Annotated in this window: 21 protein-coding genes and 1 pseudogene; 12 read left to right on the forward strand and 10 right to left on the reverse strand. The window is 61.3% G+C overall.

Annotated features, from left to right (window positions below):
* The first annotated feature begins 25 nt into the window (after nt 1–25).
* Nucleotides 26–961, forward strand: a complete 936-nt coding sequence (locus AC1RO0_RS15865) for a 2-hydroxyacid dehydrogenase (protein ID WP_498593845.1) — start codon at nt 26–28, stop codon at nt 959–961.
* A gap of 74 nt (nt 962–1,035) precedes the next feature.
* On the opposite strand, the gene AC1RO0_RS15870 is transcribed toward AC1RO0_RS15865, so the two are convergent.
* Nucleotides 1,036–1,926, reverse strand: coding sequence for an alpha/beta hydrolase family protein (locus AC1RO0_RS15870; RefSeq protein ID WP_498593846.1), 891 nt, complete (start codon nt 1,924–1,926; stop codon nt 1,036–1,038).
* A 95-nt stretch (nt 1,927–2,021) separates the two neighbouring features.
* Nucleotides 2,022–2,939 carry a LysR substrate-binding domain-containing protein gene (locus AC1RO0_RS15875; protein ID WP_498593847.1) on the reverse strand — a complete coding sequence of 306 codons (918 nt, stop codon included), beginning with the start codon at nt 2,937–2,939 and terminating at the stop codon, nt 2,022–2,024.
* Nucleotides 2,940–3,204: 265 nt separating this feature from the next.
* Between AC1RO0_RS15875 and AC1RO0_RS15880 the strand changes: the two genes are divergently transcribed.
* From AC1RO0_RS15880 to AC1RO0_RS15900, 5 genes are all read left to right on the forward strand, one after another.
* On the forward strand, nt 3,205–4,044 hold the full coding sequence (locus tag AC1RO0_RS15880) for a transporter substrate-binding domain-containing protein (RefSeq protein ID WP_498593848.1): 840 nt from the start codon (nt 3,205–3,207) through the stop codon (nt 4,042–4,044).
* Nucleotides 4,045–4,111: 67 nt separating this feature from the next.
* Nucleotides 4,112–4,774, forward strand: coding sequence for an amino acid ABC transporter permease (locus tag AC1RO0_RS15885; protein ID WP_498593849.1), 663 nt, complete (start codon nt 4,112–4,114; stop codon nt 4,772–4,774).
* Nucleotides 4,771–5,550, forward strand: a complete 780-nt coding sequence (locus tag AC1RO0_RS15890; protein WP_498593850.1) for an amino acid ABC transporter ATP-binding protein — start codon at nt 4,771–4,773, stop codon at nt 5,548–5,550. Before AC1RO0_RS15885 ends, AC1RO0_RS15890 begins: the two co-directional genes overlap by 4 nt.
* A 75-nt stretch (nt 5,551–5,625) precedes the next feature.
* Complete coding sequence (locus AC1RO0_RS15895; RefSeq protein ID WP_498593851.1) at nt 5,626–6,747, forward strand: enolase C-terminal domain-like protein; 1,122 nt, start codon at nt 5,626–5,628, stop codon at nt 6,745–6,747.
* A gap of 109 nt (nt 6,748–6,856) precedes the next feature.
* Nucleotides 6,857–8,131 carry an NAD(P)/FAD-dependent oxidoreductase gene (locus AC1RO0_RS15900; protein WP_498593852.1) on the forward strand — a complete coding sequence of 425 codons (1,275 nt, stop codon included), beginning with the start codon at nt 6,857–6,859 and terminating at the stop codon, nt 8,129–8,131.
* A gap of 9 nt (nt 8,132–8,140) precedes the next feature.
* Here the strand turns inward: AC1RO0_RS15900 and AC1RO0_RS15905 are convergent, their stop codons facing one another.
* Nucleotides 8,141–8,572, reverse strand: a complete 432-nt coding sequence (locus tag AC1RO0_RS15905; RefSeq protein ID WP_047459850.1) for an Lrp/AsnC family transcriptional regulator — start codon at nt 8,570–8,572, stop codon at nt 8,141–8,143.
* Nucleotides 8,573–8,699: 127 nt separating this feature from the next.
* On the opposite strand from AC1RO0_RS15905, the gene AC1RO0_RS15910 reads away from it, so the two are divergent.
* The gene (locus AC1RO0_RS15910) at nt 8,700–9,803 is read left to right on the forward strand and encodes a saccharopine dehydrogenase family protein (RefSeq protein WP_498593853.1); all 1,104 of its coding nucleotides are present in this window, start codon (nt 8,700–8,702) and stop codon (nt 9,801–9,803) included.
* A 118-nt stretch (nt 9,804–9,921) separates the two neighbouring features.
* Here the strand turns inward: AC1RO0_RS15910 and AC1RO0_RS15915 are convergent, their stop codons facing one another.
* The gene (locus tag AC1RO0_RS15915) at nt 9,922–10,698 is read right to left on the reverse strand and encodes a transporter substrate-binding domain-containing protein (protein WP_498593854.1); all 777 of its coding nucleotides are present in this window, start codon (nt 10,696–10,698) and stop codon (nt 9,922–9,924) included.
* A 256-nt stretch (nt 10,699–10,954) separates the two neighbouring features.
* Between AC1RO0_RS15915 and AC1RO0_RS15920 the strand changes: the two genes are divergently transcribed.
* From AC1RO0_RS15920 to AC1RO0_RS15930, 3 genes are all read left to right on the forward strand, one after another.
* On the forward strand, nt 10,955–11,950 hold the full coding sequence (locus tag AC1RO0_RS15920) for an aldo/keto reductase (RefSeq protein ID WP_498593855.1): 996 nt from the start codon (nt 10,955–10,957) through the stop codon (nt 11,948–11,950).
* An 80-nt stretch (nt 11,951–12,030) separates the two neighbouring features.
* Nucleotides 12,031–12,771 (forward strand): SDR family oxidoreductase, encoded by a 741-nt coding sequence (locus AC1RO0_RS15925; RefSeq protein ID WP_498593856.1) that lies wholly within the window; start codon nt 12,031–12,033, stop codon nt 12,769–12,771.
* A complete protein-coding gene (locus AC1RO0_RS15930; protein ID WP_498593857.1) occupies nt 12,771–14,027 on the forward strand; it encodes a multidrug effflux MFS transporter in 1,257 nt (418 codons plus the stop codon). The genes AC1RO0_RS15925 and AC1RO0_RS15930 overlap by 1 nt, the downstream gene beginning before the upstream one ends.
* A gap of 84 nt (nt 14,028–14,111) precedes the next feature.
* Here AC1RO0_RS15930 and AC1RO0_RS15935 read toward each other — a convergent pair whose 3' ends face one another.
* Nucleotides 14,112–14,501, reverse strand: a complete 390-nt coding sequence (locus AC1RO0_RS15935; RefSeq protein WP_498593858.1) for a (R)-mandelonitrile lyase — start codon at nt 14,499–14,501, stop codon at nt 14,112–14,114.
* A 137-nt stretch (nt 14,502–14,638) separates the two neighbouring features.
* Here AC1RO0_RS15935 and AC1RO0_RS15940 point away from each other — a divergent pair, with 137 nt between their 5' ends.
* On the forward strand, nt 14,639–15,544 hold the full coding sequence (locus AC1RO0_RS15940; RefSeq protein ID WP_498593859.1) for a LysR family transcriptional regulator: 906 nt from the start codon (nt 14,639–14,641) through the stop codon (nt 15,542–15,544).
* 21 nt (nt 15,545–15,565) lie between these two features.
* Here AC1RO0_RS15940 and AC1RO0_RS15945 read toward each other — a convergent pair.
* The 4 genes and pseudogenes from AC1RO0_RS15945 to paoA form a co-directional block, all read right to left on the reverse strand.
* Nucleotides 15,566–16,352: pseudogene (locus AC1RO0_RS15945) on the reverse strand (carboxymuconolactone decarboxylase family protein).
* 209 nt (nt 16,353–16,561) lie between these two features.
* Nucleotides 16,562–18,757 carry an aldehyde oxidoreductase molybdenum-binding subunit PaoC gene (gene paoC / locus AC1RO0_RS15950; protein ID WP_498593860.1) on the reverse strand — a complete coding sequence of 732 codons (2,196 nt, stop codon included), beginning with the start codon at nt 18,755–18,757 and terminating at the stop codon, nt 16,562–16,564.
* A 3-nt stretch (nt 18,758–18,760) separates the two neighbouring features.
* Entirely contained in the window at nt 18,761–19,711 is a 951-nt protein-coding gene (locus AC1RO0_RS15955) for an FAD binding domain-containing protein (RefSeq protein ID WP_498593861.1), read from the reverse strand.
* Nucleotides 19,708–20,343 (reverse strand): aldehyde dehydrogenase iron-sulfur subunit PaoA, encoded by a 636-nt coding sequence (paoA, locus tag AC1RO0_RS15960; RefSeq protein ID WP_498593862.1) that lies wholly within the window; start codon nt 20,341–20,343, stop codon nt 19,708–19,710. Before paoA ends, AC1RO0_RS15955 begins: the two co-directional genes overlap by 4 nt.
* 352 nt (nt 20,344–20,695) lie before the next feature.
* On the opposite strand from paoA, the gene AC1RO0_RS15965 reads away from it, so the two are divergent.
* A complete protein-coding gene (locus AC1RO0_RS15965; RefSeq protein WP_498593863.1) occupies nt 20,696–21,895 on the forward strand; it encodes an MFS transporter in 1,200 nt (399 codons plus the stop codon).
* 54 nt (nt 21,896–21,949) lie between these two features.
* Here the strand turns inward: AC1RO0_RS15965 and AC1RO0_RS15970 are convergent, their stop codons facing one another.
* Complete coding sequence (locus tag AC1RO0_RS15970) at nt 21,950–22,702, reverse strand: Crp/Fnr family transcriptional regulator (RefSeq protein WP_498593864.1); 753 nt, start codon at nt 22,700–22,702, stop codon at nt 21,950–21,952.
* Nucleotides 22,703–23,711 lie beyond the last annotated feature (1,009 nt).

The following is a 23,711-nucleotide window of genomic DNA, read 5'->3' on the forward strand; positions in this document are numbered from 1 at the left end:
CCTCGTTCAAAGTTTGAGTCGACCCATGCCCGTAGACATTTTGCAACTCTGCCCGCTGACGCCCTTTCTCGAAGCGGAGTTGGTCAAACGATTTGCCGTCCACCGCCTCTTCGAGATGGAGGACAAGGCAGGCTTCCTGGCGGCCAATGGCGATAGCATTCGCGCCGTCGTCACCGGCGGTCACCTCGGTATTCCTACCGATCTGGCCGCTGCCCTTCCAAAGCTCGAAATCGTCGCGATCAACGGCGTCGGCTTCGACAAGGTCGATTTGGCCGAGGCAAGGCGGCGGGGTATTCGCGTCTCCAACACGCCGGATGTGCTGACGGCCGATGTCGCGGATCTGGCGCTCGGTTTGATCCTTGCTTTTGGCCGGCAATTGCCGCGTGCCGACGCCTATGTCCGGGCCGGCAAATGGCTTTCGTCGGATATGGGGCTTTCGACGCGGGTCGCCGGCCGCCGATACGGCATTTTCGGGCTCGGCCGCATCGGCATGGCGATTGCGAGGCGCCTCGAGGGTTTCGACGCCCGCATTTCCTATTCTGCCCGCTCGAGGCGGGATGTACCCTACGACTATCATGAGACGCTCGCAGCGCTTGCCGCAAATTGCGATGTCCTGATCCTTACGGCCGCCGCCACGGCCGAAACCAGGCATATCGTCAATGCCGAGGTGCTTGATGCCCTCGGGCCGAACGGCACGCTCGTCAACGTGGCACGCGGCTCGCTGGTCGATGAACAGGCGCTGGTCATTGCCTTGCGGGATCGGCGGATCGGTGGCGCGGCGCTTGACGTCTTCGAGGACGAACCGCTCGTGCCGGAGGAACTGTTCGACATGGACAACGTGCTGCTGGCGCCGCACCTCGGCAGCGCCACGCACGAGACCCGGCGGGCAATGGCCGATCTGGTACTTGCCAATCTCGACGCCCATTTCGCCGGCACATCGCTGCCGACAGCTGTCGTCTGAAGAGCTGAAGCTGGATCTCGATGGAGCAAAGATGAGCGGACGCAACGCCGCTCATCTGACCCGATGATCCCCCATCAGGGATTGAATTTCTTCAGCCATTCCAGCGTTGCCGGAACCAGGTGGCTATCGATCGTCTCCGGCCCGGTAAAGGCGTTGAAGACGTGATCCATGTCGAAAATGTCCAGACGCTCTTCGCCGTCGTGATAGTCGAGAAGGACTTGGCCGGATGCCGGCTGAGGTGTGACCGTCGTATCCTTGCTGCCAACAATGACTTGCAGCGGGCCGGGGTAATGCGCGATTGCCGCGATCGTGCTGGTGGTCGGCATTTCTTTGAAGAAGGACGCCTTCAGCGTGGTGTCGACGCCCCACGGCAATCTGGCGGTGATCTCCGTGTCCGGCGGGCTGGTCAATCCTTTCGCGACATTGTCCGCGCCGAGGACGTTGCCATAGGTGTAAAGCGGCGTCACCACCGGCGCCCATAAGGTCACGGATTTGACGTCCGGTCGCGCCCTCGCCACATGGGCACCCACAAGGCCGCCCTGGCTCCAGCCGATGATCGAGATCCTGGAGCCGTCGACCTCGTCGCTGGCCTTCAGCCAGTCCACCGCCGCGATACCGTCCTTGATCTGGCCAGAGAAGGTGGTATCCGCCCATTTGCCGTCGCTCCTCCCGGACCCGCGAAAATCGATCCGCAGGCTTGCATAGCCGCTTTCGGCAAGAAGCCGGGCGCTGCGCGAAAACACCCCGTCCTTGGTGTCCTTGATCGCCAGTTCGTCGCGCGAGCCACCAAAGCCGTGGAACATGACGACGACGGGCGCTTTGGGATTGTTATCGATCGTCGATAGGGTGCCGATCACCTTTTGCCCGTCGACGCTAAAGGAAACCTTCGTCTCGGCGGCGGAAGCGAAACTGGCGATGGTGACCACAGTCAAGCACACGAGCCCAAATTTGCTCGCCTTCGTCATTCCAAACATCTTAAATCCTCAGCGGCCACGGTGTTGCAAATACCCATGGAGACTAGAGAAAAAGGCAGTGCGGTCAAGGACAGGCCGGGGCGTTCTTACGCCGAAGTGCCGCCCGTCACCTGGCGGCTTTTCCGGCTCTCGTGCAACAGCCAGTCCCGGAATGCGATGACGCTGTGCTTTTGCGACTTACGCTCCGAATAGACGGCCCAATAGGATTCGCTGGAGCGAACCGGCTTTCCGAGCGGCAGATGCAGCTCACCGCTTTCCAGTTCCCGCTCGACATATTGCACCGGCACGACCGCTAGACCGAGACCGCTGACGGCTGCGCTGATCAGCATCTCGCTATGGGCAAAGCGGACCCCCTGGATAGCGCCGCTGTAGCTCAGATTGGCGGCCCGCAGCCAGTTGAGCCAGAGGCTGGGTCTGCTGGCATTCTGAAGCGTGGGAAACCGGGCGAAATCGAGCCAGTCGAGTTTCGTCGTCGCCGGGATCAGCTTCGGGGAGGCAACGACGGCAAGCTCCTCGGGGAACAGCAATGAGGCGCGTGCATTCCGCCAGGAGCCGACGCCGCGCAGGATGGCGATATCGATCCGGCTATGATCGAAATCGAGCTTTGGATCGACCAGCATGATCTCGATCGGCATATCGGGATTTCCCTGCACAAAACCTTCGAGCCGGGGTGCGAGCCACCGCGCGGCGAGAGTGGGATAGGCACCGATCATCAGCGATGCATCCGCCTTGCGCCCGCGCACGACGTCGATGGAGACCTCCTCGAGCTTGTTGAGCGTCTGTTCGATCTCCTGAAAATATTTGGCGCCCGGATCGGTCAGCACCAGCCGCGATCCGGAGCGTTCAAACAACCGGACGCCGAGATAGTGCTCCAGACTATGAACTTGACGGCTGACGCCGCTCTGGGTGATGGCAAGTTCCTCCCCCGCCTTCGTAAAGCTCATGTGGCGAGCCGCTGCCTCGAAGGCCTGCAGGGCTGATAATGAAGGAAGGAAGCGACGCATGTTTCACTGGCTCGCAGAATTTCGTCATGACAAATAGTCATGACGAACCTATTTTTTCAAGTTTTACATTCCGTAGCCGCATCCGTCATTAATGGTCGGTTGAATACGCAACGTGAGGGCTGAATGCTCGCGGCAAAGGCAAGGCTTCGCCAGCCGGAAATCTCGACTGACGGAAAAGCAGACGGGATGAAAACCGCCTTACAGCCGCAGCAAAACCTGCTCACATCGGGACGGCAACAACCACAAAAACGAAAAAGGGAACTTCATGATAACGCGTAGAGCATTTGGAAAACTCATTGGCGTAACTGCGATCGGCGCTTCGGCCGGTTTGGCTTCACTTCCGGCACGCGCGCAGACGGCAAGTTCGCTTGAGCGCGTCAAGGCCTCGGGCGTGCTGCGCATAGGCGGCATTGCCGATGGCGCTCCTTATTATCAAAAGGGTCTCGCCGACGGTCAATGGCGCGGTTTCTATGTCGATATCTGCCAGAAGCTGGCCGACGACCTCGGTCTGAAGCTGTCGATCCTCGAGACCACCTGGGGCAATTCCGTCCTCGATCTGCAGGCGGACAAGAGCGACGTGTTCTTCGGCCTGAACCCGACGCCCGAGCGCCAGAAGGTCATCGATTTCTCAGGCCCGGTGTTCAAGAACTCCTTCACGCTGATTGCCAAGAAATCCGTCACGGCCAAGACCTGGGATGAATTCAACAACCCGGAGATGCGAATTGGCGTCGATGCTGGCTCCTCGCATGATGCGGCGGTCACGCGGCACGCGCCCAATGCGCAGATTTCGCGCCTGAAGACTGCCAGCGACGTGACCGCCGCCCTTCAGGCAGGCCGCATCGATGCGCAGTGCCTCGTCATGGTCCTGGCGCTGACGCTGCGGGCCAAAAATCCCGCAATTGGCGAACTCGTCGTCCCGACCCCTGTGGATTTCACCACGTCGAATGCCGGCTTCCGTCGCGAGGAAGATCAGTCCTGGCGTCAGTTCGTCGATCACTGGATCAGCGAGCACCGCGACAACGGCTTCATCAAAGCAGCAATCATCCGCAACATGGCACTGGTGGGCGTGACGGAAAGCAGTTTCCCGGCTGGGTTCGAAATCTGACGCGTCACCATCGCGGCCCGTAGGGCATGTCTCTGCGGGCTCCTTATTCTAAACGCGGGATTTCTCCATGTATGAATGGGATTTTTCCATACTCTGGGGCTACCGATGGGTGCTGCTTCAGGGGCTCGGCGTCACGGTCGGTTTCACGGTTGCGATCATCGTGGGAGGACTGTTGATCGGCCTGATCGCTGCGATGTGCCTTCTGTCGCGCTTTCGGCTGATAAGAGGCGTCTCGCTCGCTTTCATCGAGGTCTTTCGCTGTACTCCGATCCTCGTTCAGCTCATCTGGTTTTACTATGCGCTGCCGATCCTTGCCGGAATCGAGATGACACCGATAACGGCCTCGTTGCTTGGCCTCTCGTGCTACGGCGGTTCGTTCTATGCCGAGATTATCCGCGGCGGTATCGTCTCCATCGATCCGGGTCAGTCGGAAGCGGCGGCGGCGCTCGGAATGACGCCCGGGCTCGCCATGCGGCGTATCATCTTGCCGCAGGCGCTCAAGCGCATGGTGCCGGCGTTGATGAACCAGTCGATCATGCAGTTCAAGAACACGTCGCTCGTCTCCGTGCTTGCCGTGCCGGACCTGGTCTATCAGGGCCAGATGATCGCGCATGACAGCTACCGCCCGCTTGAATCCTACACGGCCATCGCCGTCGCCTACTTCGTGATCCTGTTCCCGCTGACCCTCTACGTGCGTCACCGCGAAAGAAAATTCGGAGCCAATCGATGAGCGACAATGTGCCAAAGATCGAAGTCACGGCTCTTCGCAAGAGCTTCGGCCCGCTGGAGGTCCTCAAGAACATCAACTTCAGTGTCGAGGCCGGTCGGGTCGTCGCACTGATCGGTCCCTCGGGATCGGGAAAATCCACGTTGTTGCGCTGTATCAACCTTCTGGTCGTCCCGGACGATGGCGCCATCAGGGTCGGCAACACATCCTTCTTTTTCGGACAGGGACATCAGCCGCCACGGACGAAAGCGCTGGCTGATTTCCGGTCGCGTACCGGCATGGTGTTCCAGAACTTCAACCTCTTTCCCCACATGACGGTCCTGCAGAACGTCATGGAAGCGCCGGTCCATGTCCGCAAGCTTGACCATGGCACTGCCCGCAGCCTTGCCATGGCGCAGCTGGAGAAAGTCGGGCTCGCGGATCGTGCCGATCAGATGCCGAACACGCTCTCGGGAGGGCAGAAGCAACGGGTTGCCATCGCACGCGCGCTGGCGATGGAGCCTGAGGTGATGCTGTTCGACGAGGCGACCTCGGCTTTGGATCCTGAACTCGTCAGAGAAGTTCTCTCGACGATACAGAAGCTTGCCGCCGACGGTATGACGATGGTGATCGTCACTCACGAGATTGCTTTTGCTCGCGAGGTTGCGGACCGCCTTGTCTTCATGCGCGACGGTGTTGTCGTCGAGGATGGCCCGGCGCGGGAAACGATCGATTCCCCAAAGATGGAGGCGACCAGAGCCTTCCTCAGTCATTTCCACCAGGGCAACGCATCGCATTAAGCCCCGATCCGCCACGCTGACCTCAGCCGGCAAAGGCTACACTGTCGCGGATCAAACAGAATTCGGAGACCGGAAATGGAACGCATCGAGCACCTGAACGTCTACCTCATCGAAAGCCCCATCAAGATGGCGCGGCTTCAAGGGGTGGGGAATATCAAGGGCACCGTCAAGCGGGTGCTGGTCAAACTCACCTCGTCCTCGGGCACCACAGGCTGGGGCGAAGCTGCCCCATGGGAGGTTTTCACCGGCACGGCAGAAGGCGCTTTTGCCGCCATCGACATCTATCTGCGTTCCCTGGTCATCGGCGCGCCTGTCAAGGAAATCCGCAAGCTGACGATTGCGATGGACCGGGCGCTCGTCGGTCATGGCGAGGCCAAGCTTGCGATTGAGACCGCCATGTTCGACATCCTGGGCAAATCCAGCGGCCTGTCGATCGCCGACCTTCTCGGTGGTCGCGTCCGCGATGAGATCCCGCTCTCCTTTTCCATCGCCGATCCGGATTTCGAGGCCGACATGGTCCGGATGCACGAGATGGTGCCGAACGGGAATACCATCTTCAAGGTCAAGACCGGGGTAAAGCCGCACGCCGAAGACATGGCACATCTGGAGGCCATGCGCGACGCCTTTGGCGACGGCATCGACCTGCGGCTCGACTACAATCAGGCGCTCCAACCCTTCGGCGCGATTTCCATTCTGCGCGACGTCGATCGGTTTCGTCCCACCTTCATCGAACAGCCGGTGCCGCGCGATTGCCTGCAGGCAATGACCTCTTTCGCCGATGCGCTCGACACGCCGATCCTGGCCGACGAGAGCTGTTTTAATCCCCGTGACCTGATGGAGATCATCCGCTTGGGCGCGGCCGATGCGATCTCGGTGAAGTTGATGAAGGCGGGTGGCATTCTCAAGTCTCAGGCGCTGATGGCGATTGCAGACACCGCGCATATACCAGGCTATGGCGGCACGCTCTGGGAAGGAGGCGTCGCCTTGGCGGCCGGCACCCAGTTCATAGCGGCGACACCGGGCGTTTCGCTGGGTTGCGAATTCTACATGCCGCATCACGTCCTGACGGAGGATGTTCTGGAGGAGCGTATCGCGAACCGCAACGGGTGCGTAATCGTACCCGACGGTCCTGGCCTCGGCATCAGCGTCAGCGACGCATCGCTGCGCGGCAATGCCCGCATTCTTGCCGAGCGATAAGAGGGTTACGCCCCGTCTCCCATCAAGCTCAGTGTACGCCCCTGAGATCGGCTGACCTGGCCGGAGAGAGGGGACGTTACAAGCACCGCTGTAACATCAGGAAACCAGAATGCCGAACACCGCCCCAAAGCACATCGCCGTCATCGGATGTGGCATCGTTGGCGCCTGCAGCGCGCTTGCGCTGCTGAAGGACGGGCATCGTGTGACGATCATCGAACCGGGCGAGCCGGGTGACAGGCAGGCGGCGAGCTATGGCAACGGCGCCTTCCTCAGCCCGGCCTCGATCATCCCCATGTCGGTTCCTGGCCTCTGGAAGAAAGTGCCGGTTTACCTCCTCGACCCCGAGGGGCCGTTGACCATCCGCTGGAAGCATCTTCTCCCCCTTGCGCCGTGGCTGCTGCAATTCCTCAGCGCCGGCTCAACGCTTGCCAAGGTACAAAGGACGGCGAAAATCCTGTCCTCGCTGTTGTCGGACGCGCCGATGCGCCATCGCGCCATCGCGGCCGATTGCGGGCAGGCGGATATGATCCGCCAGGACGGCCTGCTCTATGTCTATCCCGACCGGGCAAGTTTTGAGGCCGACGCTTTCGCCTGGCGGCTACGGCGCGACAATGGCGTTGCATGGCGGGAACTCTCGGGCGAGGAACTGCATGCTTTTGAGCCCTCCCTCAACCGACGCTATACGTTTGCCGCGCTCGTCGAGGCCGGTGGGCATTGCGTGGACCCCGGTGCCTATGTTTCGTTGTTGGTGCAGCGCGCGCTTGGCGAAGGTGCTCAGCGGGTGAAGGCAGGCGCAACCGGCTTCCGGATAAAGGATGGTCGCCTGACGGCGGTCGACACCGATGCCGGCCCAATCGAATGCGACGGCGCCGTCATCGCGGCTGGAATTCGCTCGAAGGCGTTGGCGAGAATGGTCGGCGACCGCATCCCGCTTGAAAGCGAGCGGGGCTATCATGTCGAGGTTGTCGATCCGAAAGCGGGTCCGCGCATTCCGATCATGCCGAGTGACGGCAAGATGGCCAATACCATGATGCCTGGCCGGTTGCGGGCATCGGGGCAGGTGGAGCTGGCAAGCGTCGATGCCGCGCCCGACTGGAGGCGGGCGGATATCCTGCTGCGGCAGCTTCTCAGCACCTATCCGGATCTCGGGAACAATCCGGAGGATCTGACCGTGCTGCGCTGGCAGGGCAACCGCCCCTCGACCCCCGACGGCTTGCCCGTTATCTCGCGTTCGAGCGCGACGGCCGACATCGTGCATGCCTTCGGCCATGGCCATGTCGGCCTCGCGGCCGGCCCGAAAACCGGAGAGTTGGTGGCCGCCTCGTTTTCCAGACGGCCGCTACCAATCGACATCGGGCCTTTCGCGGCATCACGCTTCCGATAGGCCTTGTCGTCAGCGGTCGATCCGCGTCGATAAGATGATCGACGACAGTGTTTTTTCGACGCCATCCATCTCGCCGATCCTGTCGATCACCTTGTCCAGTTCGCTGATCGACGCGGCGGCGATAATCGCGATCAGATCGAAGCTGCCGCTGACGGAATAGACCGACCTGACGTGAGGGATCGCCTGGAGTTCCTGCGTCACGCGGCCGAGCATTTTCGCCGTCAATGTGATCAGCACATGCGCCTTCACGAGGCCGCTTTCATAGCCATCCGATAGACGAACACCGTAGCCGGCGATCACGCCATCGCGCTCAAGGCGCTCGATTTTCGTCTGCACCGTCGTGCGCGACAGCCCGAGCTTGCGGGCGAGCGTGGCGGTTGGAATCCGGGCGTTTTCGCTGAGGAAGGACAGGAGCTGCCGGTCTTTTTCCGATAAGGTCATTCTGATCAAATCCAACGGCATTTAGTACAAAATTGCCGTTCATTTCTATCATTACAGCGCTGTGAATCAACCAAGCTGTCGAGAATAAAAAAACTATAAAAATTACGATCACTGTTTGGGGACTGATATGAAAAACATCGTTGTTATCGGCGCTGGTAAGATCGGATCGACGATTGCCCGCCTGCTTGTTCATTCCGGCGAATACCATGTAACGGTTGTTGATCGCAGCGAGGACCATCTTGCGCAGATCGAAACCAGTGCCGCGCTGCGGGTGGCCAAAGTCGATATCGCGGACGCTTCGGCGCTCACTACGGTTCTTTCCGGCAGCTTCGCTGTTCTTAGCGCCGCGCCGTTTCATCTGACGATAGCCATCGCGGAAGCGGCAGCAAAGGCTGGCGTTCACTATCTCGATCTGACCGAGGATGTCGCGTCGACCAGACGGGTGAAGGCCATCGCCCAAACCGCGAACACCGCCTTCATTCCGCAATGCGGGCTCGCGCCGGGATTTATCTCGATCGTCGCCAATGATCTCGCCAGCCGCTTCGACAGCCTCGATAGCGTCCGCCTGCGCGTCGGCGCGCTGCCGCAATATCCGTCCAACGCTCTGAACTACAATCTGACCTGGAGCACCGACGGCGTCATCAACGAATATATCGAGCCCTGCGAGGCGATTGTCGAGGGGAAGCTCGTTCAGGTTCCGGCGATGGAAGAGCGGGAAGAATTCTCGCTGGATGGTGTCACCTACGAGGCCTTCAACACATCCGGTGGGCTCGGCACCCTTTGCGAAACATTGGAGGGCAAGGTCAGGACGCTGAACTATCGCACGATCCGTTATCCCGGCCATGCGGCGATCATGAAAGCGCTTCTGAACGACCTCGGCCTGCGTCATCGCCGCGAAGTCCTAAAGGACATCCTCGAACATTCGCTACCATCAACCCTGCAGGACGTCGTCATCATCTTCGTCACCGTTTCCGGCTGGAGAAACGGCCGTCTGGTGCAGGAAACCTATGCGAACAAGGTCTATAGCGCGGTGGTTGCCGGCCGCCCGATGAGCGCCATCCAGATCACCACTGCGTCGAGCATTTGCGCCGTGCTCGATATGCTTAGCCACGGACATCTGCCCAATCGCGGTTTTGTCCGTCAGGAGGATATTGGGCTCGACCTGTTCCTGAAGAGCCAGTTCGGCCATTATTACGAACAGGCGGCGGATACGCGGAAGATGGCAAGCTGATTTGATCAGGGATCGTCGGCCGTTACTCTCCGGGCGATTGCAAAGGCAAGACAAATAGTCTTGCCTTTGCAGCATGTTTTCATAGCGCAAAGTATGGCTTGAGCCACCCCGAGCGTTTCTATTGGATCGCGGCGTCGAGCTTCTTCTTCCAGTCGCCGCTGTCCAGTTGCTTGCGCATAAATGCGTCCACGGCTGCCTTCAATGCCGGGTCCTTGCGCAACAGATAGGCATTGTCGAAATGGGTGAAGGGCTCCTTGACCGCAACCGGGCACAGCACGCCGGGATGCAGCTTGGATTGAATATCCACCTCTATGCCGTCGGTGATCATGACGTCGGCCTTATTCGCCGCGATCTCGTCGAAGATCGCCTTGTTGTCCGCAAACTCCTCGATCGGCGCCTTGGAGAAGTGCTCATGGGCGAACTTGTCGTTGGTGCCGCCCGGATTGACAATCACGCGGACCGAAGGCTGGTCGATCGCTTCCAGCGTCGCATATTTGTCCTTGTCTTCGCAGCGGGCGATCGGGCGTTTGCCGTCGCTGACGTTGGGCACGGAGAAGTCACCGACTTCGGCGCGCGCGGGGTTGACCGTAATGCCGCCCAGCGCGACGTCGAACTTGCCGGCCTTGAAATCGTCCAGCATGGTCTTCCATGTCGTCATGACGAATTCCGGCTTGACGTTGAGGCTTGTGGCCAGATCCTTGCCCATGGCGATATCAGCGCCGGTCAAGGTGCCGTCCGCGCCCTTGTAGCTGAAGGGCTTGTAGTCGCCCGTCGTACCGATCTTGATCACGCCCGCCTTCTGGATTTCCGCCAGCGCGCCGTCTTCGGCTAGCGCCATGCTCGCCGTCAAATTCAACGCCGCGAACATAGCCGCCAGGAAATACGCTCTCTTCATTGTTCTCTCTTTCTCTGCATGCTCGAACATGCGTGACGGAAGCAAGAATCGTTCCGAACGGGACAGAGAATAAACCCGTTCCCACGCATCACGACAATCTACCGGCGTCGCCTGTCTGATGCACCTCGCCGGCATTCATGAACCACAGACATAACTTCATGCCAATTCCGCCGTCTAATCGGGATGCATGGCGTCGTCTATTTTCTCTTCATCATAAAACCGAACGCTCACGACGGGTGGGCCAAGAGGAAATACCATGAAGAAGCGTATACTCGGCAAAAGCGGCCTGGAAGTCTCCGCCATCAGCTTCGGCTGCATGGGTCTGAACTTCGGCTACGGTCATGCACTGGGCAAGGAGGAGGGCGTCACGCTGATCCGCCAGGCGGTCGAGCGCGGTGTCACCTTCTTCGATACCGCGGAGATCTATGGTCCGTTCACCAACGAGGAGATGGTCGGGGAGGCGCTGGCGCCGGTTCGCGATCAGGTGGTGATCGCAACGAAATTCGGCTTCGCGATCGATCCGGAGACCAGGAAGTCGAACGGCCTGGACAGCCGGCCGGAAAACATCCGCAAGGTGGCGGAAGCCTCCCTCAAGCGGCTGGGTGTCGAAGTCATCGATCTTCTCTATCAGCATCGCGTCGACCCCAATGTACCGATCGAGGATGTGGCCGGCGCCGTCAAGGACCTGATCGCCGAGGGCAAGGTCAAGCATTTCGGCCTGTCGGAACCCGGTGCGCAGACGGTTCGCCGCGCGCATGCCGTACAGCCGATCACGGCGCTGCAGAACGAATATTCGCTCTGGACGCGCGGCCCGGAAACCAACGGTATCCTTCAGGCCTGCGAAGAGCTCGGCATCGGCCTGGTCGCCTACAGCCCGCTCGGCAAGGGCTTCCTGACCGGAGCAATGGGCAAGGACACCAAGCTTAGCGAGAACGACTTTCGCAAGCTCCTGCCGCGCTTCACGCCGGAGGCAATGGAGAAGAACCAGGCGCTGATCGACCTGCTCAAGAGCATCGCCGAAGCAAAGAGCGCGACGACTGCCCAGATCGCCCTTGCCTGGCTGCTGGCGCAGAAGCCCTGGATCGTACCGATCCCCGGCACCACCAAGCTGCACCGGCTGGAAGAAAACCTCGCCGCTGCCGACATCGAGCTAACGCCAGATGATCTGGCGCAGATCCAGCTCGCGGCCGCCGAGATCGGTGTCGAGGGCGAGCGCTATCCCGAGCATCTGCTGAAGACCGTCGGTCTCTGAGACGCCAGGAATTCCTATTGTGATCCGAGCCCGTGCGCCTGTCGCGCGGGCTCCGTCCTTTTCAAGAGTGGAGAATAGTCATGTCGCAGAATATCGACGGCAAGGTCATCGTCATCACCGGCGCAAGCAGCGGTCTCGGCGAGGCGACTGCACGGCATTTGGCAGCCGAGGGCGCCAAGCTCATCCTCGGCGCGCGCCGGCTCGACAGGCTGCAGGTGCTTGCCAGGGAACTGAAGCTGGCCCCAGAAGCCGCTGTCCAGACGGATGTTGCCGACCGCGAGCAGGTCAAGCGCCTCGTCGATGCGGCGGTCGCCGCGCATGGCCGGGTCGACGTCATCATCAACAATGCCGGCCTGATGCCGCACTCGCCGCTGGAGCGCGGCAAGGTGGACGATTGGGACCGGATGATCGATGTCAATCTCAAGGGCGTGCTCTATGGTATCGCCGCGGCACTTCCGTATATGAAGGCGCAGAAGAGTGGGCACATCATCAATGTGTCCTCAGTCGCCGGCCATAAGGTTCGCCCCGGCAGCGCCGTCTATGCCGCCGCCAAGGCAGCGGTGCGTATGCTGTCCGAAGGACTGCGCCAGGAGGTGAAGCCCTACAATATCCGCACCACGATCATCTCGCCGGGCGCCGTCCAATCGGAATTGCCGCAGAGCATTACCGAGGCCGACGTCGCCAAGGGCATTCAGGATTTCTACGAGAGCTACGCCATTCCCGCCGAAAGCTTCGCGCGCATGGTGGCCTTCGCCATCAGCCAGCCAGACGAGGTCGACGTGAACGAGATCCTCTTCCGGCCGACGGCACAGGAGGTCTGATGTCGAACCAGGCAAATACCAGCCGGAAATTGGATGCGGCACCCGCTGAGACCGGCCCCACGACGCCATCCAGGGCGGCAAGCCACGGATGGCGTGTGCTCGCGGTTCTGAGCGCGCTGATGGGCTTCGCATCGATCTCGACGGATCTCTATCTCCCGGCCATGCCGGCGATGGGCCGGGATCTCGGCGCCGACACAGGCGCTATCGAACTGACGATCTCCGGTTTCCTCATCGGCTTCAGCCTCGGGCAGCTTCTCTGGGGTCCGGTCGGCGACCGTTACGGCCGTCGCCTACCGGTGGCGATCGGGCTCGTGCTGTTCGTCATCGGTTCGGCCGGATGCGCCATGGCCGGCAGCGCCTCGGCGATGATCTGCTGGCGTGTCGTGCAGGCGGTCGGGGCCTGTGCCGGGGTCGTGCTGTCGCGGGCGATGGTGCGCGATCTCTACGAAGGCAGCCGTGCGGCGCAGATGCTGTCGACGCTGATGACCGTGATGGCGATCGCGCCCCTGCTGGGGCCGGTTGTGGGTGGACAGATCCTTGCGTTTGCCGGATGGCGGGCAATCTTCTGGACACTGGTGGGTGTCGGCCTGTTGACCCTTACGGCGCTGTTCACGCTGCCGGAGACATTGCCGGTCGAGCGGCGTAACCTCCAGCCGCTCGGGCGCGCGATTATGGGATATGGCACGCTTCTGCGTCATCGCCGCCTGCTAGGCTATGCGGGCACCGGCGGCTTCCTCTATGGCGGCATCTACGCCTATATTGCCGGCACACCCTTCGCCTATATCACCTATCATCATGTGCCGGCCGGACTCTATGGATTGCTGTTCGCCATCGGCATTGTCGGGATCATGATCGCCAATATCGTGAATTCGCGGCTGGTGTCCCGCTTCGGCGGCGATCGCCTGCTGATCCGTGGCGCCGCCGCCGCCGCGCTTTCCGGCGTCGTGCTTGCCGTGGCGGCATGGACGGACTGGGGTGGGCTCTGGGGCCTGGTCGTGCCACTCTTCCTGTTCGTTTCGGCGACCGGTTTTATCGTCGCCAACTCGATTGCCGGCGCGCTGACCGATTTTCCAGAGCGTGCCGGCACCGTGTCCGCGCTGGTGGGCGCGCTCCATTACGGCAGCGGCATCTTCGGCTCGGCCCTGGTCGGCACCTTTGCCGACGGTACGCCCTGGCCGATGGGCTGGGTGATCGCCCTTGCCGGGATTGGAAGCTTCGTTTGCGCACGGTCGCTTGCCTCCAACCGGAAGGTTTGATCCGCGCTATCGAGTGAAAAAAATCAGCCGCGGGCGCTACTGCACCCGCGGCTGATCTCATTCATGCGTTGTCGAATTGTGCCGTCAGTCGCCATACTGTCCGTCGGTGACCTTCTCCATCCAGTCGGTGGCCTTGCCATCCAGCATTTCGACGATGGCGACATGCGACATCGCGCAATCGGGTGCGGCGCCGTGCCAGTGCTTTTCGCCAGGCTCGAACCAGACGATATCGCCGGGGCGGATCTCCTCGACCGGCCCGCCTTCCCGCTGTACCCGGCCGAGGCCGGACACCACCAGCAGCGTCTGGCCGAGCGGATGTGTGTGCCAAGCGGTTCGCGCGCCCGGTTCGAAGGTGACGGTTCCTCCGCTCAGATTGCCGCTGCCGCTGAACGGGGCGTCGACGCGTACCGTCCCGGTGAAATAGTCCTCGGGTCCCTTTCGCGAGGGCTGCGCGCCGCTGTGTTTGATCTGCATTTTTAGTCTCCTTGCAATGAGGCGGCAGGCCGTGTCGATGGCCGCTAGCCTCCAAAAATCGCAAAGCTAATCTAGTCGTGGGACATTCCGACAATTAGCCACTATAAGTCGCATGTAGTCATGTCTGGAGTTCATGAATGCGACGCGAGGAACTGGTCGATCTCAATGCCTTTCTGATCGTGGCCGAGGAGCGGAGCTTTACCCGCGCCGCTGCGAAACTCGGCACCTCCCAATCCGCCTTGAGCCATACCATCCGGCGGCTGGAAGCGCGGGTCGGCGTGCGCCTGTTGACCCGCACCACCCGAAGCCTTGCGCCGACCGAGGCCGGGGAGCGGCTGCTTGCCACGTTAAAGCCGGCGCTCGACAGCATTGGCACGGAACTCTCCTCGCTCGGCGAATTGCGCGAGAAGCCGGCCGGTACGATCCGCATCACCACCTCCGAACATGCGGCCAACACCGTCCTGTGGCCGGCGCTTGAGAAATTTCTGCCGGATTATCCGGATATCCATGTCGAGCTGAGCATCGATTCCGGGCTCACCGATATCGTGACGGAACGGTTCGATGCCGGGGTTCGTCTGGGTGAGGCGCTTGCCAAGGATATGATCGCGACACGCATCAGCCCCGATGTCCGCATGATCGTGGTCGGCTCGCCCGCCTATTTCGAGCAGAGAAAAATCCCGCTTGTGCCGCAGGATCTGGCTGAGCATCGTTGCATCAACCTACGCCTGCGCAGTGCCGGCGGTCTTTACGCCTGGGAATTGGAGAAAGATGGACGCGAGGTGCGGGTGCGTGTCGATGGACAGCTCGTCTTCAACAACAGCAACATGATCGCCCGCGCCGCCGTCGCCGGCTTCGGTCTGGCCTTCGTCATGGAGGACCATGTCAGAGAACATCTCGCCGACGGCAGCCTGATGTGCGTGCTGGAGGACTGGTGCTCGTCCTTTCCCGGCTATCACCTCTATTACCCGAGCCGGCGCCAGCCCTCGGCCGCCTTCGCACTGCTGGTGGACGCATTGCGCTATCGGGATCGAGGGCCGGCTTAATCCGGACGTTTCTTCTCCGGCTCAGCTTCCGCGTTCTTCGAACACTTTCCTCACGACCGGTGCCGCCGACATAGCGTTCGGCCAGCCGGAATAAAAGGCCAGATGCGTGACCACGCCGGAAATTTCCTGCTTCGTCAGGCCATTGTTCATGCCGATATTGGTGTGGCCCGTGAGCTGGGCGACGCGGCCGGTGGCGACCAGGGCGCTGATGGTGACGAGGCTGCGGTCACGCGGTGCGAGCGCCGGGCGTAGCCACAGGTCCTTGAACAGGACGTCGGTCGTGTATCCGGCCAGATCCTTGAAGTCCGGCCCCAGTGCTTGATCGACCATCGCGGACCCGCCGTGCTTCCGCCTCTTCGTTCAGGGAGAGGGTGGCGTCCTGGGCGGGCGGAAGCTGGTCGGCGCCGATGCCGTGGCTCTGGAAGACATGCCTGGCGACCTTGAGCGCCGACATCGCATTCGGCCAGCCGGTATAGAAGGCGAGATGGGTGATGGTCTCGGAAATCTCGGCCGGCTTCACGCCGTTCTCCAAGGCCGTATCCATATATTGCGGCAGCTCGCCCGATTGGCCGGTGGCAATGAGCGCGGCCACTGTAACGAGGCTCCGGTCGCGCAGGTTGAGATCCGTGCGCTTCCACAGATCGGCGGCAAGCCGTTCTCTAGCATAATGTTCCAGGGCGGGAGAGACGGCTTTCATCTCCTCGATCGATGTCGTCGGCATGTCGAACCTATTCGTTGATTGTTCTGATTGGGCCAAGGCCAGTGCAGGCAGTCCCATGATGACGGCGGTGGCGATAAGATGCTTCATCGACAAGTCCTTTCGTTGGGTATCCGGATATCCTGCTCCGTCCGTTCCGCCGAGCAGTATAGCGGGCGCCCGATCCCGCGATTATATCACCCGGACCGCATGGGCTTATGCGACCAGTTCATGAGTGGGCCAACAGCCTCACGGCCGCCGGTCTGCTGTTGGAGCAGGACAGGCAGCGGAAGCTTTCCGCCGCCTGTCTGAAGGGTCGGTCAGCTCATCTCGGGCAGGTCGTGGATGAGTTTGTCGAGCGTAATGGGATAGTGACGCACCCTGACGCCGGTTGCATTGTAGATGCCGTTGGCGATGGCGGCGGCGACGCCGCAAAGGCCGAGTTCGCCGACGCCTTTTGCCTTCATCGGCGATGACATCGGGTCGGTCTCGTCGAGGAAGATGACGTCCTGATGCGGAATGTCGGCATGGACAGGCACCTCGTAGCCCGCGAGATCATGGTTGACGAAGAAGCCCCTTGTCGTGTCGACGGCGAGTTCCTCGGTCAGTGCCCCGCCGACGCCCATCGTCATCGCGCCGATCACCTGGCTGCGCGCCGTGATCGGATTGAGGATGCGCCCCGCCGCGCAGACGGCCAGCATGCGCCGGACGCGTGTCTCGCCGGTCGCCATGTCGACGCCGACCTCGACGAAGTGGGCGCCGAAGGTCGACTGCTGGTGTGTCTTGTCGAGATCGCCGTATTCGATGCTGTCCTCGCCGACCAGCCCGTCTCCGGCGGCCTCGGTGAGCGGAACGGATCGGTTGCCCGAGCGGACCTGTTCGTCGGCAAAGACGACATCGGCCGAATTGAAGCCCAGCTTCTGGGCTACGGCCTCGCGCAGCTTCACGCAGGCCGCATAGACGCCCGAGGTGGAGTTGTTGGCGCCCCATTGCCCGCCGGAACCGGCCGAGACGGGGAAGGAGGAGTCTCCCAGCCGGACCTCGACCTTGTGCATGGGCAGGCCCATCATCTCGGCAGCCGTCTGGGCGATGATGGTGTAGGTTCCCGTGCCGATGTCGGTCATGTCGGTCTCAACGGTGACGACACCGCGTTTGTCGAGCCGGACGCGCGCGCCTGACTTCATCAGCAGGTTGTTGCGGAACCCGACGGCGACACCCATTCCCATGAGCCAGCGTCCGTCGCGCCGGCTGCCGGGCCTCGCATTGCGGTCGTTCCATCCAAAGCGGTCGGCGCCGGTTTGCAGGCATTCGATAAGTCGACGTTGCGAGAAGGGTCGCTCAGGGTTTTCCGGATCGACCTGAGTGTCGTTGAGGATGCGGAACTGGACCGGATCGAGGCCGAGCTTCTCCGCCATCTCGTCCATGGCGATTTCGAGCGCCATCAGGCCCGGCGCCTCGCCCGGCGCGCGCATGGCGTTGCCTTCGGGGAGGTTGAGAATGGAAAGGCGCGTCGCCGTCATCCGGTTGGCACCGGCATAGAGCAGCCGCGTCTGCTGCACGGCATTCTCAGGCCCGCCGCCCTCCAGATTGGCGGACCAGCCCTCATGGCCGATCGCGGTGATCTTGCCGTCCGGCGTTGCGCCGATCCGGATCCTCTGGATGGTTGCCGGCCGATGTGTGGTGTTGTTGAACATGAATGGCCGCGTCAGGGCCACCTTGACCGGACGGCGAGCGGCACGCGCGCCAAGCGCGGCAAGGATTGCATCCGTGCGGACGAACAGCTTGCCGCCGAAACCGCCGCCGATGAAGGGCGAGATCAGGCGAACCCTGTCCGGTGCGATGCCGAGCGTCGTCGCCACGTCACCCTTGCTCCAGTTGATCATCTGGTTCGAGGTCCATAGCGTCAGGTCGTCGCCGTTCCAGGCCGCGATCGAGGCATGTGGCTCCATCATCGCATGCGCGTGGTCGGGTGTGGCGTAGGTTTCGTCCAGCTTGACGGGGGCTGCTGCAAAGGCGCCGGCAAAGTCGCCGACGGCGGTATCGGGTGTGCCCCGGTCCGGTGTCCCCGCCCTGTCCTTTGCCCCGGCAAGCGCGTAGGAAGCATTTTCGGCGGCGTAGCCTATGCGGACGAGCTGTGCCGCCGCGCGGGCCTGTTCGAAGGTCTCGGCGACGACGAGGGCAACGGCCTGATGGTAGTGTTCGATATCAGGTCCGCCCAGCAATTTGGCGGTGTTGAAACGGCCCTTGCCGAGCTTGCCGGCATTGGCCGCCGTCACGATGGCAATGACGCCGGGTGCCGCGCGCGCTTCGGCGAGATCGTAGGATGTGATCCGCCCCTTGGCGATGGACGAACCGACGACATAACCATAGGCCTGGTTGGGCACGACGTCGTGTTGCTCATAGGCGTACCGGGCCGTGCCGGTCGTTTTCAGCTGTCCATCGATGCGCTCGATTGGCTGGCCGACCACCTTGAGCTGGTCGATCGGATTTGTGGTTGCTGGTGTGTCGAATCTCATCTCTTATCCCCTTGCTTCGGCAAGAACAGCGCCGAGCGTGCGCTCGACGAGCGTAACCTTGAAGGCGTTCTGTTCGGTGGGATGTGCGCCGGCGAGCAGCGTATCCGTGACTGCTCTTGCGCCTTTCGGAAGATCGGCTTCGGCCGCTTCGACGCGCCAGGGCTTATGCGCGATGCCGCCGACGGCGACGCGGCCAGTTCCATCCGGCTGCACGATCGCGCCGATCGAGACCAGCGCGAAGGCGTAGGAGGCGCGGTCGCGGACCTTGCGGTAGATGTGCTTGCCGCCGACGGGCTTGGGGAGCGTCACGGCGGTGATCAGCTCGCCGGGTTCGAGTGCCGTTTCCACATGCGGGGTGTCTTCCGGAAGACGATGGAAATCGACGATCGGGATGCGGCGTGTGGCGCCATCGGGCCGCACGGTTTCGACGGTCGCGTCTAGGGCGCGCATGGCGATTGCCATGTCGCTCGGATGCGTGGCGATGCAGGCGTCGCTGACGCCGATCACCGCATGCTGGCGGCTGAAGCCGCCAATGGCCGCGCAGCCGCTGCCGGGCTGGCGTTTGTTGCACGGCTGGTTGGTGTCGTAGAAATAGGGACAGCGCGTGCGCTGAAGCAGGTTGCCCGCGGTCGTCGCCTTGTTGCGCAATTGGCCGGAGGCACCTGCAAGCAGGGCGCGCGACAGGAGGCCGTAGTCGCGGCGGACCCGTTCGTCGGACGCCAGATCCGTGTTGCGCACCAGCGCACCGATCCGAAGCCCGCCCTCGGGCGTTGCCTCGATCTTGTCGAGCGCCAGGCCGTTGACGTCGATCAGATGCGTCGGCGTCTCGATTTGCAACTTCATCAGATCGAGTAGGTTGGTGCCGCCGGCGATAAATTTGGCACCCCTAGTACCTGCTGCCGCCTTTGCGGCTGCCTCCACCGAGGAGGCGCGTTCGTAGCTGAAGGCTTTCATGCTTGTCTCCCCGCAACTTCGCTGATGGCATCGAGAATGTTGGAATAGGCGCCGCATCGACAGATATTGCCGCTCATGCGCTCGCGGATCTCGTCGGGGCTCACCCTGGCCTCGATGGTCAGGTCGCCGCTGACATGGCTCGGCACGTTGGCCTTGATCTCTTCGAGCACCGCGACGGCCGAACAGATTTGGCCCGGTGTGCAATAACCACACTGGAAGCCGTCATGCTTGACGAAGGCTGCTTGCATAGGATGGAGGTCGCCGGGCCTGCCCAGCCCCTCGATGGTGGTGATGGTGTCGCCCTCGTGCATGACAGCGAGTGTCAGACAGGAGTTGATGCGTCGGCCGTCGACAATGACGGTGCAGGCGCCGCACTGGCCGTGGTCGCAGCCTTTCTTGGTGCCGGTCAGATGCAGATGTTCTCGCAAGGCGTCCAGCAGGCTCGTGCGCGTGTCGATATCGAGGTCGCGAACCTCGCCGTTCACGGTGAACGAGACCTTGGAGGAGAAGGGCGTTTCCGGGGTGGGCGTCTGAGCGCCCGCCACAGACGGTGCAGCGGTGATCGCCACGGACGCGGCAGTCGCCACCAGCAGGTCGCGTCGGGAGATTTCGAGGTCGACAGGATTGTGCATATCAAGCTCCATGTCATGATGAGGTGAAGCGCATAAAGCGCGGCTCATGCGGCAAACGCTGTTGCAACAGCTTCGACACTTGTCGGGCACACCCGCTCGGCCCAAGGGACCTGAACGGACTACTGACCCGACTTAAGAAGTAGGGTGCGGTAGCCCCGTCGATTAGGGATCGATTTCTGATAAGGCCTATGAACTGAGTTCATGAATGGACGGCATGTCGAAAAAATTGGCCCGTACGAGAAAAATTGAGAGGGAGATGTCGAAATCGGGTGGGGTCGAACGTCATTAGATCATAGTCGGTACGGCGATGGCCGAGTCGAGGGTTGATCTCGTGGGCAGGGGAGTTGAGCGGATGGGCATTTCCTATCGTTGGGTGATCGTGGGCGCCGGTGCGCTGATGACCTGTGTCGCACTCGGCGCGATGTTTTCGTTGGCGATTTTCCAGGTGCCGATCGTGGCCGCCACCAATTGGTCGCATGCCGGCATCGCGAGCGCCATGACCCTCAATTTCCTGGTGATGGGGCTGGGCGGTTTCATGTGGGGAGCGGCGAGCGATCGTTTCGGCCCTCGCATCGTTGTCCTGATCGGAGCGGTATTGCTGGGGCTGGCGCTCGTGCTTGCGAGCCGGGCGACATCGCTCCTGCAGTTTCAGTTGACCTACGGTATTCTCGTCGGGCTGGCCGCCAGCGCCTTCTTCGCGCCGATGATCGCGACCACGACGGCATGGTTCGATGAAAATCGCGGCCTCGCCGTGTCGCTGGTCTCCGCCGGCATGGGTGTCGCGCCAATGACGATCTCGCCCTTCGCCCGCTGGCTGATTTCCGCCTATGACTGGCATACGGCGATGATGCTGATCGGCATTCTTGCCTGGATATTGCTGATACCGGCGGCGCTTCTGGTGCGAGGGCCGCCGATGGTAGCAGACAATCCATCCGTCGATGCCGCCGCCGATGGCCCGAGCGTGCCGCTCGGACAGGTATTTCGCTCGCCGCAGTTTCTTGTTCTCGGCGGCACCTTCTTTGCCTGTTGTGCCGCCCATTCGGGGCCGATCTTCCATATGGTGAGCTACGCGACGATCTGCGGTGTCGCGCCGATGGCGGCGGTCAGCATCTACAGCGTCGAAGGGCTGGCGGGGCTCGGTGGCCGGCTTCTCTATGGCACGCTCGCCGACCGGATCGGCGTCAAGCCGGTGCTGGTCGCTGGGTTGCTGGTACAGGCCGCGGCGCTCGCAACCTATCTTCTCGTCAGCCAGCTCGGCGAATTCTATGCGCTCGCCGTCATCTTTGGCAGCGCCTATGGCGGGGTCATGCCGCTTTACGCGGTGCTGGCGCGCGAATATTTCGGGCCTCGCGTCATCGGCACCGTCTTCGGCGCGGCGACAATGCTGTCGAGCATCGGCATGGCGTTCGGCCCGCTGGCCGGCGGCTGGATCTTCGATACGTTCGGGAATTATTCCTGGCTATTCATCGGGTCGTCGATGGTCGGACTTGGGGCCGTGGCCATCGCGCTCGCCTTTCCGCCGATGCAGCGTCTCAGGCTTCGTCCGGCGTGATTACGGATCAGAAAAGCGGGAAGAGGCGCGCAGGGCGGCCCTTCTGCCGCTTCGCTATTGCAGGTACGACGAATCAAAATCAGCCAGACGCTCCAGTCGTTTGGAGTCGAGGAGTTCGACCCATCCTTCATGAAATCTCATCGCGTTCAGCTCGCGTAATTGCCTGAGAACGCGATTGAAATGAACTGCGGTCAAACCCAGTGCGTCGGCGATCAGCGATTGGGTTAGGGGACATTGATATGCCGTCTTCGTGCCCAGGCCCACGAGGTTCAATCGCGAGCTCAGCTCAAGGAAAAAATGGGCCACCCTGTCGATGGGTCTCCGCCGGCCGACGTCAACCAGATGCTGGACGAGAATGGCCTCGTCCCGCAACGTGGACCAGAGTATCGACATGGCGAGGTGGCCGTTGCCGTGAAATGCTTCGGCCAGCTCTTCGAGATTTATCTCTCCGACCTCGACGCGCGTTATGGCGCAAAGGCTGTCATCGCAATTGGGAAGCAGAATTCGTCGGATGCCTATGAGGTCGCCGGGGACATGGAAATTGATGACCTGCCGTGTTCCATTGCGCATCAGCTTGTAGGAGCAGGCCCAGCCCGCGCAGAGGATATAGGCACTTTGGAGTGATTGCCCCTCATGGGTGATGTCACTTCCTTTCGCAAAGACGCGCTTGTGGATTTCGAGCGAGGCGAGAGCCGCCTTGTCTTCAGGCAAGAGGGCGATATGCGTCTCAAGCTTACGCGCAATCGGGCTTGTCAGGAGAGGGGGAGATTTCGGTTTGGCCCCGAGCAGAGATAGATCATGTGGCATGGACGATGCCTTTTAGGTTCGCGATTGATCGAGATCGATGCACACACCCTTCGACGACATATCGTACAGAAGCACTCCGCTCACAAGTTTAGCCGGATTAACAAATGGTAAGGGAAGCAGGAATCCTTACATCCCCAATGGCGTTGATTCATCAATATTTATAAGGTGTTGGAGATCCGTTCGTCTCTTTCACGCTATCTCGCCGATCGCGCACTTCTTAGTGAAACAGACGTGATCGGACATATTGATTGAGATCATATCGAGGTCACCCGAAACGCGTCATGACTGAGGCGTGCGAGAGTTTCTACAAACCGGCACACTTTTGGAAACATGGAACCATGCCGGTTCAAGAAGACCGGCAACAGCTCCTAGTGGAGATTGAGATGTTCAAAACGCCCAAACCAACGATCGTATTCGCTCTCTTGGGAACGACCCTTGCGACTCTTGCTGTTTCAACCGCTCCTGTCTTTGCCGCGACCACCTGTGCGGGAGACCTTAAGCTCACCAGAACGGAATTGGACGGAACCCCGGCCAGCGTCCAAAAGGCTGAAGCCATGGGGCTCTATTCCTCGGCGATCAACGCACGCTCCAATGGCCAGGACAGACAATGCGTGGGAGACCTCAATAGGGCCTCCGCGGTGCTTGCCTCGGCCGCCCCTAACTGGGTCTGGACTGATGCCGGTAGCGTTGGCGTGAATCCGGCATCCACTTCAAGTGAGGGTGATCACCATGGCGGACATAACCACGGCCACAGGGCTCGCTAGGTTCACATCGTGAAATGCGTGCAAACCCATCGGACGCAGCCTGTGGCGCGAGTTGCCGAAATGTCGATTGGCCACTGGTTTGAAATTGGTGTTTGCGGATCATGTCGGCCACTTCGATGCCATCCAGTATTGTTGATACAGATTGGATGGCATTGAGGCCCTTGCAGGCGATCAAGGGCGAATATTTCACAACTCATCCGTTCAGCGTCGCATGGTCAATGGCAACGCTGCGCTCGGCCATAAAC

The organism is Rhizobium sp. GW821-FHT14E12 (assembly GCF_058803745.1).

What these genes read in the sequence shown, in the direction of transcription:
- AC1RO0_RS15905 (WP_047459850.1), bottom strand. Translation starts at nt 8,572, where the DNA reads ATGACCTTATCGGAAAAAGACCGGCAGCTCCTGTCCTTCCTCAGCGAA.
- AC1RO0_RS15895 (WP_498593851.1), top strand. Translation starts at nt 5,626, where the DNA reads ATGGAACGCATCGAGCACCTGAACGTCTACCTCATCGAAAGCCCCATC.
- AC1RO0_RS15970 (WP_498593864.1), bottom strand. Translation starts at nt 22,702, where the DNA reads ATGCCACATGATCTATCTCTGCTCGGGGCCAAACCGAAATCTCCCCCT.
- AC1RO0_RS15880 (WP_498593848.1), top strand. Translation starts at nt 3,205, where the DNA reads ATGATAACGCGTAGAGCATTTGGAAAACTCATTGGCGTAACTGCGATC.
- AC1RO0_RS15890 (WP_498593850.1), top strand. Translation starts at nt 4,771, where the DNA reads ATGAGCGACAATGTGCCAAAGATCGAAGTCACGGCTCTTCGCAAGAGC.
- AC1RO0_RS15870 (WP_498593846.1), bottom strand. Translation starts at nt 1,926, where the DNA reads ATGACGAAGGCGAGCAAATTTGGGCTCGTGTGCTTGACTGTGGTCACC.
- AC1RO0_RS15925 (WP_498593856.1), top strand. Translation starts at nt 12,031, where the DNA reads ATGTCGCAGAATATCGACGGCAAGGTCATCGTCATCACCGGCGCAAGC.
- AC1RO0_RS15865 (WP_498593845.1), top strand. Translation starts at nt 26, where the DNA reads ATGCCCGTAGACATTTTGCAACTCTGCCCGCTGACGCCCTTTCTCGAA.
- AC1RO0_RS15940 (WP_498593859.1), top strand. Translation starts at nt 14,639, where the DNA reads ATGCGACGCGAGGAACTGGTCGATCTCAATGCCTTTCTGATCGTGGCC.
- AC1RO0_RS15875 (WP_498593847.1), bottom strand. Translation starts at nt 2,939, where the DNA reads ATGCGTCGCTTCCTTCCTTCATTATCAGCCCTGCAGGCCTTCGAGGCA.
- AC1RO0_RS15885 (WP_498593849.1), top strand. Translation starts at nt 4,112, where the DNA reads ATGTATGAATGGGATTTTTCCATACTCTGGGGCTACCGATGGGTGCTG.
- AC1RO0_RS15915 (WP_498593854.1), bottom strand. Translation starts at nt 10,698, where the DNA reads ATGAAGAGAGCGTATTTCCTGGCGGCTATGTTCGCGGCGTTGAATTTG.
- AC1RO0_RS15935 (WP_498593858.1), bottom strand. Translation starts at nt 14,501, where the DNA reads ATGCAGATCAAACACAGCGGCGCGCAGCCCTCGCGAAAGGGACCCGAG.
- paoC (WP_498593860.1), bottom strand. Translation starts at nt 18,757, where the DNA reads ATGAGATTCGACACACCAGCAACCACAAATCCGATCGACCAGCTCAAG.
- AC1RO0_RS15900 (WP_498593852.1), top strand. Translation starts at nt 6,857, where the DNA reads ATGCCGAACACCGCCCCAAAGCACATCGCCGTCATCGGATGTGGCATC.
- AC1RO0_RS15930 (WP_498593857.1), top strand. Translation starts at nt 12,771, where the DNA reads ATGTCGAACCAGGCAAATACCAGCCGGAAATTGGATGCGGCACCCGCT.
- AC1RO0_RS15920 (WP_498593855.1), top strand. Translation starts at nt 10,955, where the DNA reads ATGAAGAAGCGTATACTCGGCAAAAGCGGCCTGGAAGTCTCCGCCATC.
- AC1RO0_RS15910 (WP_498593853.1), top strand. Translation starts at nt 8,700, where the DNA reads ATGAAAAACATCGTTGTTATCGGCGCTGGTAAGATCGGATCGACGATT.
- AC1RO0_RS15955 (WP_498593861.1), bottom strand. Translation starts at nt 19,711, where the DNA reads ATGAAAGCCTTCAGCTACGAACGCGCCTCCTCGGTGGAGGCAGCCGCA.
- AC1RO0_RS15965 (WP_498593863.1), top strand. Translation starts at nt 20,696, where the DNA reads ATGGGCATTTCCTATCGTTGGGTGATCGTGGGCGCCGGTGCGCTGATG.
- paoA (WP_498593862.1), bottom strand. Translation starts at nt 20,343, where the DNA reads ATGCACAATCCTGTCGACCTCGAAATCTCCCGACGCGACCTGCTGGTG.